We start from the raw sequence: 11514 nt of genomic DNA on the forward strand, positions 1-11514 counted from the left end.
ATACAGTCTTGCCAGAATTAGAAACATGGCAAAATCGCCCGTTGGCCAAATGTTATGCTTTTTTATTTGTAGACTGTTAAGTGCTTCTATGCTAGAAGCATCCAACATATCTTTAGCAACATTCAACATCTCGTTCACATTAAGATACGCTGGCAAGCTTGAAGTTATATAACTTTCACCTTTTAGCAGAAACATTTTTGCCTCTTCAGTTGTCATATCGATAATACTTTTTCTAGTTTTCCCCATAGGTACTCCCTCCTTAAAATTTATAAAAGACTAGTTTAAATTACACCTAAGATTCTGCTATTCTGGTATATTTACTAAGAAATCAATTCTCAGACATATCGCTTATTCGTTCTTCTAAAAAAGAGAAGAAATCCAAAGCTACAATTTCACCCATTCCATCGATATTATCCCAAAAATACACTTTACTATCATCAGTATTCAAGCAATAATAAAATTCATCGCAATCCTCAATCACAATCAAATTGTTTGGTAAGTCAAATTGTTCTCTTAACTGTTTGGTTATTTGGGAAACAAGGTACGAATTATTTTTACCAATTCCAATAATATCAATTCCCAGTACTCCACCGCTACCGTATTTCTCAATAAACCATCTATATTCTGATGAAAATTGAGTATCAATAAGCTCCTCTGCTTCCTTAATTGCTACTAATGAAACACCACCCGTAAAGTCATTCTCTTCTCCGTATTGTTCTATGAGTTTTTGAATAGTATGTTTGTCACTCATTCAGAAACATCCTCTCATCATTATATTTGACTAGCCCGCCATTTCCAGTATTGCACTCTAAAGTTATTATATTGTTTTTGTAGCGCTTTATTATTTCTGAAACTGTTACCATTCTCCACAAGCCCATGCAAAATCGAGTTATACTCAGCATGAAGTTTGGCTGGTAGTTCTGCTATTGGCCCCGGCTCGATTTGAATTGTATGATGTAGCTCAATTTTACTTCCATCATGCCAGTACGGTGCTCTACCTTTTTGCATAAGTTCTAAATTCGTTAACCCTGTTGCCTCATCAACTCTGTTAAAATTAAGATCTTCTAACTGATGAACTGTTCTACTTATATCACGCTCAACTCCTGCAATTTTAGTACTACCTTTAAACTCCACATCTTTATATCTGAGAAGCTTGGCTGAATTGACATTAGGACTTTCAGCATTTTGCAGAACAATATTCTCCTTCGATGCATATACACTAAAATTAGAACTCTCCCGTGCTGCCTTGCTTGCCTCAATGTTCTTCAACACAACATTCTTATCAAACGATGCTGTTTTAAACGCTCCAAAACGCGTGGCAAAGCTCGAAACACCGAAAGCGCTACTTGCCAATACTAACAGATCAAAAGCTAACCTCGAGTCTGTTACGCGTTGTCCTGTTACCGCATCAATACCATACAACACGCGATATGATGATCCTACAAGAAACAGTTCTCGGAAAGTCGATTCATTCTGCCAATAGATCATCTGCTCATTCACAAATCCAAGCGTAGCCGTCGTGTTCAGTTGCCCGTCATGCATCATAAACCCAGCACTATTCCCATTCGGAATCACAGGCGTCAAACCAATATCCTCGATTTCCTTTATTTTATCATCAATCGCTTGCTGACTGGTGTATAATCTAGAAAGTTCTTTAAAATTTGTTGGATTTAATTTATCCACACCATACGTTCTGTCGCTCTATCAAAACGAATATTTTTCTGAATATCCTGCAACGCTTGCTTAATATAATGCGCTAATTCTCCTAACTCCCTGAAAAAATTAGCATGACTCCGCTCAAAATCAAGATACTTAGCTAAAATCTCTTCTTTTTTATGTGCCTCAAATATTTGTGTTGCGAGATAATTCAGCTCGGATGCTTTTTGTGTGCCATTAATCGCGCTGAGTTCTGCGGTTAAATTCTCCATCCGATTCTCAAAACCATTAATTTTTTGATCTAAATCGTAAATACCGTCTGCGTCAAGTCTTGCATTATGAGAAGGATCTACTTGACTATGAAAATCCTGAATATACTGCTGTAGCTTGTCTTCACTCATTTTCAGCGCTTGTTTAATCGACCCACATAACTGGACATGCGCACCTGCATAATATTCTTTCGACGCCTGAATCGCTTCACCTGTTATCGATCCATCATTCAAATAGTTCGTCACCGCTTGTTTGACAGCCTCAATACGTGGTGTGATTTCTTGATTCGTTGCTCGGAGTTGGCTTCTGAAATGGGTTACTTCCGCAATATCAATACGCGTCATAGCAACAACTCCTTATGTATCCGTTTCTGTTCTTCCTCTAGCTGGTAGACATTATTTTGTAGCCGTTGTTGCTCCTGCTGTAAAGCTTCCCGCGTATCCTCCGCTGTCCGCCGAAGTTGACGCCAATTCTGATGTGCTATATCTTCCGCTTCATGCGCCACGCTTCTCCCGTGATTTCCTTGCCAAATTTCGTGAGCTTGCGCGACCAAATTCGATTTTTCTCGTTCCATATGAAATAATTCCGATTCCGCCGATTCTAACCGCACTTGTTTTTGCCGTATCGCATACAACGCATCTTCCTGTACTTCTTTTTCCCGCCTCATCTTTTGTAATTTCTGATGTAGTGCCTCCATTTTTTGATCCATCCTAGCGCACCTCCAAATGTAACTTCTGCCCAACTTCTCTGTCTTTTTGCGCATAAGCCTCTCCAATTTGTTTAATACGCTTAGCATCCTCTTGTACAACGCTTTCAAAAGTCTCCACACCATCTAATAAGGACAGCAAACACTCCCGATACTGCGACATAGAATTACTTTGCGTATAGCTCATATTCCCATTCTTCATTGGGTGATACGCCATTCCCTGCACACTCGAACTCAAATCAGCCGCATGATTCATCATGGTATCTCTACTCACGCTAATTTTAGTCATTCCGACACCTTCCTCCCACTATGTAGTAGACAAAAAATCAAGATACTTCCATCATAGCCAAAAATGAATAAAATGTCAGGTAAATATTAATAAATCCTACCAAGACCTTCACACTACTCTATCTATCATTAAAAATCACAAAAAAACTTGCAAATCCAGCGTATAGCACCAGATTTACAAGCTTATTCTAATCGATTTCATATTCACATACGTTCACATGAATATTGGGGTTGTAACAATCCAAGATTGAACAACCCCAACAATGCGGCCGAGAGGACTTGAACCTCCACGGGTTTTACCCCACTAGGCCCTCAACCTAGCGCGTCTGCCATTCCGCCACGACCGCTCTATTAACACTAATTAATATTATATTATTGGAAGCCCACCATGTCAACGATTATCTCAAAAAACATGAATATTTATTCATACCCAATCTATGAAGAGCCCACAATACGAAAAAAAGCCCCCCATTCTTACGTTTTCTTTAGGGTACGACGAAATCTTTGCTTCACAAATTATTACTATGACCCGTACGGGATTCGAACCCGTGTTACCGCCGTGAAAGGGCGGTGTCTTAACCGCTTGACCAACGGGCCTTGTTTGCTAGCTCTCAAGCCAACTTTCTCATTATAGCATACTCCTCAAATCATGCAATACTTATTTCCAAATTTCTAAAAAAAGTCCCTGCCTATGTAAACAGAGACTCTTTTCTCACTTCTTAAACCTGTCTTCTTTTCCAACGAAGTAATATGAGCACACCTGTCATGCTAAGTACTAGTCCCAAGACGATAACTAAATCCATCGACTTATCACCGGTTGTTGGTAGCAATCCTTTTTCTTTGCTAGGTTCTGATTTTGGCGCTACTTTTTCAAGGCTCGGCGCTTTTTCAGGTTGTTGTGGTACAATCTGTTTTTCTGGCGGAATAACGATGGTTCCGTCAGGCTTTGGTGCTGGATCCGGTGTTGGTTTGGGCTCGGGCTTTGGTGTCGGTTCTGGATCAGGTTCTGTTGGCAAGACTTCCTCTGGGTCTTTCGTGTAGCTCACAACAACTGTCTGCGCTTGATCCGTGAATGTTCCAGTTACTTGTGCATCTTTTTTCGTATATCCTGCAATCACTTTAATTTTCGCTGTAAAATTTTCACCGATATTCCCCTGCAAAATTTCAGACGGTGCGATTTCTCCGCCGTTTTCATCTTGATATAAAACAGTTACATCAGCGCCTGGAATTTGGGCAATAATTGGTGCTGATTCGTTGCTTGCCGCGTCCAGTGCAGTCACCACATATGTGCCAGACTCACTGATCGGATAGCTGAATTCTAAACCATCTCCGCTCCAAACTTTCGTAACGATATTGGCTGGGTTGGCGATGATTTCCTCTGCTGTTCCTGATCCTTTATACACGACATAGTAACGCGCAGAATTAGCGGCTGTGTCTGACCAAGTAAGTGTATCCGCGGTTTGTTTGACTTGAAGTGGTGCGGCAATGACCTGATGCGCTAGCCACGGCTTGCTTGGTATCAATGAGGTCGTCGCAAAATATGTCTCCTTCAAAAGATCAATTGCGTCATTTTTCGCTTGATTTGCCGGCTTTTGTGCGTCTGAAATGCTCGCGATATTGCTCTTTTTAATATCGTTGTAGCTGAACAGGACGCTTCCAGAGACCTGATTTAGTAACTGGTTAAAGCGCATCTGATTCGGAATTTCGGCTGGGTTCATCCATGCAGCATCAAAACCGCCGTTTCCTACATGTTTATAATTCGCATGCCCGACGTAAATTTGTACGTGCGTCCCTTCTGCGGCCTTATTCCACCATCTTGCCAAATCACCGTATGGAGCTGCAACTTGGTCAAAACTCCAATAAATTTGTGGCACCATATAATCTACTTTCTCATCCTTAATCCACTGATACGTATCCGCAAAAATGCTTTGTGAATAAGACTGAGAAGATCCTGTCGGTGTGTTGGAGCCGAGCGGATTATTCGCCTTATGCTCCCAAATACCGAATGGGCTAATTCCGAATTGAACAGCAGTTTTCTTCGCTTGATTGCTCGTATCAATGGCATGTTTCACCTTATCGATGAGCGTTGTAATATTATCACGGCGCCAGTCATCAATGCCCGCCTTTGTATTCGGGTAACCCGCTGAAATACCATATTTCGCGAATGTTTCCGCATCTTCTCCTTTATCCCCAAAAAGCACATTCTTACCGTCTACCGTGATGCGATACGGGTAAAAATAGTCATCAAAATGAATCGCGTCCACATCATAATTCGTCACAACTTCTTCAATCGTTGCTGCTACGTGATCTTGCACTTCCGGAATGCCCGGATTAAGGAATAATTTCTCATCAAAACGCAAAACGTTCTCAGGATGCAAAACAGCATAATTCGTATCGGCTAAAAGTCCGGCCTTATGCCATGCTGCAATCTGTTCTGGAACCGTCATTGCAAGCGCTTCCTCCTTGGTTGCACCGATTTTTGTCAAGACGCTTTGTGTTGTTAACTTAGTATTCGTCACGCGATATGGATTAAACCACGCATGATATTCCATCCCTCGTTTGTGCGTCTCCTCCACCATAATCGCAAGCGGATCATATCCCGGATTTGCCCCCTGTACACCATTTGCAATAAACTCCGACCACGGATTGATTTTCGATGGATAGAATGCGTCAAGAAGTGGCCGAACTTGAAAAATAACCGCATTCATATTCCAAGCTTCAAAGTCGTCCAATACCGTGTCATATTGTGCCCGAAAAGCTGATTCTGATCCTACTTTTGCAAAGTTTAGATTGGCGATTGTCGCAACCCATGAACTCTTAAACTGCTCCTTATCTTGCGTGTATGTCGTTGGAATCTGAACTTGCTCGCTGGAACCATTGTAATAGAAAACCGGTGTATTTGCGTCATAACCGTACGTCCCGTCTGCTTTTTTTATAAATTTTGTAAGTCCTTGTGTCCCTTCTTCCGCCTGTGCCATCAAGGAAAAAACCGATACACTTAATACAAGTATGAGTAACATTGATGCCCATTTTTTCATTTTTCATCCCCCTTTTTTATATCGTCAAATTTTATAATATTTTCCAGATGACGATTACGGGTTCAATATATCATCTTCAAAGGTTGATTTCAACTTATTTTTTAGAAAAATTAATTATATATCACAATTATACATACTAAAAAAGCTCTCTATCTCGCTCGTATCAACCTATTTCATGTTTCAAATTGTTTGAAATAAATTTTTAATTCGTTTTTGTAAACGTTGACATTTTGTTTCAAATGAACTAGAATACACGTTGAGAAGTAAATTACTATAGCAAAAAAGGGGGATTAGTCTAACAGCGAGACGATACATAACTATAAAACAAAAAGGGAGAGTCATTATGCAAACATTTATGAATTTTTTAGAAAAATATTTGTCGATGCCCATGGCAAAACTGTCTGAACAACGGCATCTGCGCGCAATTCGTGATGGAGTTGTTTCGTCACTACCGTTTATCATTGTTGGTAGTATGTTCTTGATTGTTGCATTTCCGCCGGTTCCTGAGAGTACAGCACTCTATCAATGGGCGCAGGCGCATGCCTTTGAAATTTTAATTCCTTATAGGATGACGATGTTTATTATGTCCTTGTATATCACTTTTGGAATCGGTTACAATTTAGCGAAAAGTTACAAGCTTGATCCGCTATCTGGTGGGCAAATTGCTGTTGCTTCGTTCTTGCTTACCTTGACACCAATCGCACTTGATAAAGTCGGCTTTGTCCTGCCAATGGCTAATCTCGGCGGGCACGGATTATTTATGGCCATGATTGTTTCCATTTTTTCTGTTGAAATTATGCGATTCTGTAAAACACGAAATATCACAATCAAGATGCCCGAACAAGTCCCACCTAGTGTAGCAAGATCTTTTGAAGCACTTATACCTGTTGCTTTTGTTGTTGTATTTATGACGCTAATCACGGTTGTACTCGGTATCGATGTCCATTCACTAGTCGATAAAGCAGTTTCACCTATTGTAAAAGCTGGCGATACCTTATTCGGTGTCCTCTTACCTGTATTTTTAATTGGTTTCTTCTGGTCTTTCGGTATTCATGGAATTTCCGTTATTGGAGCAGTTGCAAGACCTCTTTGGGAAAAATATTTAGGTGCCAATGCGGAAGCTGTAGCTGCTGGTGCTCCCATTCCTCACGTAGCACCAGAAACTTTTTTTCAATGGTTTGTTTGGATTGGTGGTTCTGGCGCAACACTTGGTTTAGTACTCGCAATGCTGTTCTTTTCTAAATCTAGTTATTTAAAAGCGCTGGGCAAAACCACACTAGTTCCGAGTATTTTCAATATCAATGAGCCTGTTATTTTTGGGACACCAATTGTACTAAATCCGATGCTAATTATTCCATTTATCTTCATCCCACTCATAACAACAACTATTTCTTATTTTGCAACAACACTTGGTTTCATTTCGCCAACGTATGTCATGGCACCTTGGACTTTACCTGCTCCAATTGGCGCCTATCTTTCAACAGGTGGCGACTGGCGAGCCATCGTTCTTGTCCTCGTCAATATAGCAATATCATTTGTCATCTACATCCCGTTCTTCAAAATGTATGATCAGAAGCTATTGGCGGAAGAAAAAGCTCAGGCAGAAGAAAATAAAGAAACACATAGTAGTGAACCGAATTTAGCTTAACAAAGAACGCATAGAGGGACAGTTAGCTTTATTGTCCCTCTTTATTCAAAAAGGGAGGTTTTTCATATGGAAACGAGTAGCAAATGGATTAAATTCAACTACAAAAGCGCTATCATCTTCTTCACTATCACGATCTTAGCCAATCTTATTTTCTTACCAATACTTACAAGCCTTGGCGTTTCACGGGCTTTCGGTCTATTCCTACTTACGAGCCTTGCTAGTAGCGCATCACTATCTTATATCCTACTTGCAAAACATGGCTTTTATAAATCAAAAAAACAGGCGTCAATTTTTACAGCAATCGTTACGTTAGTATGCACGGCAAGCTGCTTCTTTTTAATGTATGTTAGCTAAAATAGGGAGGTTATAATATGTATGTTGTTGGGTTAATGTCCGGTACATCACTTGATGGCGTGGACGTGGCTTTGCTTGATATCCAAGAAAAGAATGGCAACTTATCAACAAAATTAATTGATTTCAAAACGGTACCTTTTCAACCTGGAATCGTAGCAGAAATTCGCAAAAGTTTGAGCATCGAGGAATCCGATTCACAGCTCATTTGCAGTTTAAATTTCAAATTAGGCGTGCTCTTTGCGGAAAGTCTAAAAATGATTTGTAGTAAAAATGGTATTGCTGCGTCAGAGCTTGGCGTGATTGGCTCACATGGCCAAACGATTTTTCACCAGCCCGAACAGATAGGAGATTTTGCGGCTTCGACATTACAAATCGGCGAACCAGCTGTGATTGCGTATAACACTGGAGCAACCGTTGTATCAAATTTCCGTACGATGGATATGGCTGCTGGTGGTCAAGGTGCACCGCTCGTGCCATTCACAGAACTACTACTCTATCGTGACGCTCATAAAAATCGGCTTTTACAAAATATCGGCGGTATTGGAAATGTGACAGTAATGCCGAAGAATGCGATGATTGATCACGTTTTTGCGTTTGATACAGGGCCTGGAAATATGATTATCGATGACTTGATGTTGCGCTTGTTTGGGCGTAGCTATGATGATGGTGGTGACACAGCGGCTCAGGGTGTTGTAAACGAGGAGTTGCTCGCCTATTGTATGGAAGATCCATTTATCACAGCTGCGATTCCAAAATCGACTGGGCGCGAACTTTTCGGGACGGAATATACCGATGAGTTGCTGATTACATATGGACATTTAGCGCCGGAAGATCTAATTGCGACATTAACGATGTTCACTGCCAAAACCATCGTTTCAAATTACGAACAATTCGTCTTCTCAAAAATGGCAATTGATGAAGTGATTATTAGCGGTGGCGGTAGCTATAACAAGACGTTGCTACGCTATTTAGCAGAACTTTTAGAAGGACGTTGTGCAGTGTTGACACAGGAAGATATCGGTTATTCTTCTGATGCAAAAGAGGCCGTCGCATTCGGATTATTAGCTTATGAAACATTGCATGGTCGACCATCGAACGTCCCTAAAGCGACTGGTGCACGCGAGCATGTCATCCTGGGGAACATCACCTACCCGCCACTAAAATATAAGGAAGAAGGCAGCGCCCATGCATAAACTTGGTATCTCAATTTATCCAGAACATTCGACACCTGAAAAAGATAAAGCGTATATCGATTTAGCGCATAAGTATGGTTTTACGCGCGTTTTCACCTGCTTATTATCAGTGAGTGGCGATAAGGAACAGATTTTGCGCGAGTTTAAAGAGACGATTAGCCATGCGAATGCGCTTGGTATGGAAGTTTTGGTTGATATTTCACCACGGATTTTCGAAGCTCTTCATATTTCCTATGATGATTTATCTTTTTTCCACGAGCTTGGTGCTTACGGAATTCGATTAGATATGGGCTTTACTGGTAGTGAGGAAGCTGCGATGACATTCAATCCATACGGTCTCAAAATTGAAATCAACATGAGTAATGACACCAATTATTTGAATAATATTATCGATTTCCAGCCGAATCGAGAGAATTTGATTGGATCTCATAATTTTTACCCACATCGTTACGCTGGGCTTTCCTATGATTATTTTGTAAAATGTAGCGAGCGCTTCCGAGGTTTTCAGATTCGTACAGCAGCGTTTGTCCATTCCAACGATGCGACATACGGTCCTTGGCCAGTCACAGAAGGTTTATGCACGCTTGAGATGCACCGTGGTTTGCCGATTGATACGCAGGCGAAGCATCTTCTCGCAACAAAGCTCATCGACGACATTATTGTGGCCAATGCCTATGCATCTGAGGCTGAAATCGCACAACTTAGTGCCGTACTTCGCGCAGAGAAATTTGGCTTGAAAATACAGCTTCACGATACAATTACACCGCTCGAACGCAAAATTGTGACAGAAGAACCTCATTTTTATCGTGGTGATGTGTCCGATTACTTTATCCGTTCCACACAATCTCGCGTGAAGTATCGTGACGAAGCATTCAAGCCAACATTCACACCGAACATCCAACGCGGTGATATTTTAATTGAAAACGAGCTGTACGGACAGTACAAAGGCGAATTACAAATTGCTCTAAAAGATATGGAAAACCGAGGAAAGACTAATGTAGTTGGGCGGATTTTGGACGAGGAAATTTTCTTATTAGATTACATGGAACCATGGACTAAGTTTGAATTTTTTATAGAATAACCTAAAAAAACCAGATTTTCATCTAGCCTATAAATGGCGAGATGAAAATCTGGTTTTAACTTTAAAACAGTAGCCTAGTTATCGTAAAGTCCAGTTGTTCCTAAACCGATAACAGCACCAATCCATAACACTATTAGTGAAAAAAACAAAATGGCTATAATCAAACGTGCCGAATTTTTTCTGTTTTAGAGAATAGTGCAATAAATGAGAAAATGATGCCTAAAGCAATTACCGCAATAAGAATAATTATTGGGACAACGTTTGTTATAAGAAGTGCAGGAATCGTTCCTAAAATTGTAAGCGCAAGAAACACTAAGCAGATGTTGGTGCGCCAAGTTACTTGTTTCATAGTGAAGCCTCCTTTAGATGATATACTAAGAGTAACATGTAAAAGCTTATATTTCCTTAGCATTAGCTTACAAATGGTGCTGCTCCACGTTACAATAATGTCACTTTATCGAAGTAAAGAGCTCTTTTGGGCGCACTAAAAAAACGACACCTCAGCATCGTTTTGAACGTGTATTATATGGCGGAGAAGGAGGGATTTGAACCCTCGCGCCGCGTTAACGACCTATACCCTTAGCAGGGGCACCTCTTCAGCCACTTGAGTACTTCCCCATATTACATCGCCAGCTTAGTATACGCATAAAAAGAACTCCACAGGCAAGACTCGAACTTGCGACCGATCGGTTAACAGCCGATTGCTCTACCAACTGAGCTACTGTGGAATAGCGTCATTTTGTTTCTGCTGACTCTTTACATTATAAGCAGGTACGCTAAAAAAATCAAGCTTTATCTGACTATTTTCAGCAAAACATTTTTAGCCGTTCACAATTTTTTCTTCCATGTAAGCTAATCGGCCATTACAGCGACCGCAACGATACTTCTTTACATCAAAACGGCGCTTGCGTAAGAACTCGGTTTGGCACGATAAACAGACGTAGCGATGCATTTTTTGCGTGGTCGGGATGGCCTGACAAAAACGTGGGGCATCGACTTTCGCTAGGAGTTCTCGAAAATCTGCATCACGGTGCTGGTAGCCCTTTCCTGCAAGATGAAGATGGTAATGGCACAGCTCATGTTTCATAATCCCGATAAAATATTCCAAACCAAAATTCTCAAGATAGCGCGGGTTCATCTCGATAACATGGCTTTTTAGCAAATAACGCCCACCAGTTGTTCGTAGACGCGAATTAAAACGGGCTTGATGTCGAAAACGTTTCTGGAAAAATTGCAACGACACGCTCTCCATATGCCGTTGCAGCTCTTGTTCTGTCATC

At 40.9% G+C, this 11514-nt stretch carries 13 protein-coding genes and 4 tRNA genes; 4 read left to right on the plus strand and 13 right to left on the minus strand.

Annotated features, from left to right (window positions below):
* From R8925_RS12760 to R8925_RS12800, 9 genes are all read right to left on the minus strand, one after another.
* Positions 1 to 246: hypothetical protein (locus R8925_RS12760; RefSeq protein WP_430536194.1), on the minus strand; the 246-nt coding region annotated here is incomplete at its 3' end.
* 82 nt (positions 247 to 328) lie between these two features.
* Positions 329 to 751 carry an SMI1/KNR4 family protein gene (locus R8925_RS12765; protein ID WP_430536195.1) on the minus strand — a complete coding sequence of 141 codons (423 nt, stop codon included), beginning with the start codon at positions 749 to 751 and terminating at the stop codon, positions 329 to 331.
* 20 nt (positions 752 to 771) lie between these two features.
* Positions 772 to 1683 (minus strand): HNH/ENDO VII family nuclease, encoded by a 912-nt coding sequence (locus R8925_RS12770; protein ID WP_430536196.1) that lies wholly within the window; start codon positions 1681 to 1683, stop codon positions 772 to 774.
* The gene (locus tag R8925_RS12775; protein WP_430536197.1) at positions 1671 to 2270 is read right to left on the minus strand and encodes a T7SS effector LXG polymorphic toxin; all 600 of its coding nucleotides are present in this window, start codon (positions 2268 to 2270) and stop codon (positions 1671 to 1673) included. Before R8925_RS12775 ends, R8925_RS12770 begins: the two co-directional genes overlap by 13 nt.
* Entirely contained in the window at positions 2267 to 2635 is a 369-nt protein-coding gene (locus R8925_RS12780) for a hypothetical protein (RefSeq protein ID WP_430536198.1), read from the minus strand. The genes R8925_RS12775 and R8925_RS12780 overlap by 4 nt, the downstream gene beginning before the upstream one ends.
* A 1-nt stretch (position 2636) precedes the next feature.
* On the minus strand, positions 2637 to 2921 hold the full coding sequence (locus R8925_RS12785; protein WP_430536199.1) for a DUF3130 family protein: 285 nt from the start codon (positions 2919 to 2921) through the stop codon (positions 2637 to 2639).
* 263 nt (positions 2922 to 3184) lie between these two features.
* Positions 3185 to 3267, minus strand: a tRNA-Leu gene (locus R8925_RS12790).
* 178 nt (positions 3268 to 3445) lie between these two features.
* A tRNA-Glu gene (locus R8925_RS12795) sits at positions 3446 to 3517 on the minus strand.
* A gap of 122 nt (positions 3518 to 3639) precedes the next feature.
* A complete protein-coding gene (locus tag R8925_RS12800) occupies positions 3640 to 5958 on the minus strand; it encodes a family 10 glycosylhydrolase (protein ID WP_430536200.1) in 2319 nt (772 codons plus the stop codon).
* 343 nt (positions 5959 to 6301) lie between these two features.
* On the opposite strand from R8925_RS12800, the gene R8925_RS12805 reads away from it, so the two are divergent.
* From R8925_RS12805 to R8925_RS12820, 4 genes are all read left to right on the plus strand, one after another.
* Entirely contained in the window at positions 6302 to 7606 is a 1305-nt protein-coding gene (locus R8925_RS12805; RefSeq protein ID WP_430536201.1) for a PTS sugar transporter subunit IIC, read from the plus strand.
* Positions 7607 to 7672: 66 nt separating this feature from the next.
* Positions 7673 to 7960, plus strand: coding sequence for a hypothetical protein (locus R8925_RS12810; protein WP_430536202.1), 288 nt, complete (start codon positions 7673 to 7675; stop codon positions 7958 to 7960).
* Between the two features lie 17 nt (positions 7961 to 7977).
* Positions 7978 to 9153: an anhydro-N-acetylmuramic acid kinase AnmK gene (gene anmK, locus R8925_RS12815; protein WP_430536203.1), complete on the plus strand. Its 1176-nt coding sequence runs from the start codon at positions 7978 to 7980 to the stop codon at positions 9151 to 9153.
* A complete protein-coding gene (locus tag R8925_RS12820; protein ID WP_430536204.1) occupies positions 9146 to 10234 on the plus strand; it encodes a DUF871 domain-containing protein in 1089 nt (362 codons plus the stop codon). The genes anmK and R8925_RS12820 overlap by 8 nt, the downstream gene beginning before the upstream one ends.
* Positions 10235 to 10394: 160 nt before the next feature.
* Here R8925_RS12820 and R8925_RS12825 read toward each other — a convergent pair whose 3' ends face one another.
* The 4 genes from R8925_RS12825 to R8925_RS12840 all read right to left on the minus strand — a co-directional run bounded on the left by R8925_RS12825 (position 10395) and on the right by R8925_RS12840 (position 11513).
* Positions 10395 to 10583, minus strand: coding sequence for a hypothetical protein (locus R8925_RS12825; RefSeq protein WP_430536205.1), 189 nt, complete (start codon positions 10581 to 10583; stop codon positions 10395 to 10397).
* Positions 10584 to 10761: 178 nt separating this feature from the next.
* A tRNA-Ser gene (locus R8925_RS12830) sits at positions 10762 to 10852 on the minus strand.
* 37 nt (positions 10853 to 10889) lie between these two features.
* A tRNA-Asn gene (locus R8925_RS12835) sits at positions 10890 to 10962 on the minus strand.
* A gap of 92 nt (positions 10963 to 11054) precedes the next feature.
* Positions 11055 to 11513: a SprT family protein gene (locus R8925_RS12840; protein WP_430536226.1), complete on the minus strand. Its 459-nt coding sequence runs from the start codon at positions 11511 to 11513 to the stop codon at positions 11055 to 11057.
* Position 11514: the final 1 nt, after the last annotated feature.

The sequence above is a fragment of the Listeria rocourtiae subsp. hofi genome, from assembly GCF_963575615.1.
GTDB lineage: Bacteria > Bacillota > Bacilli > Lactobacillales > Listeriaceae > Listeria_A > Listeria_A hofi.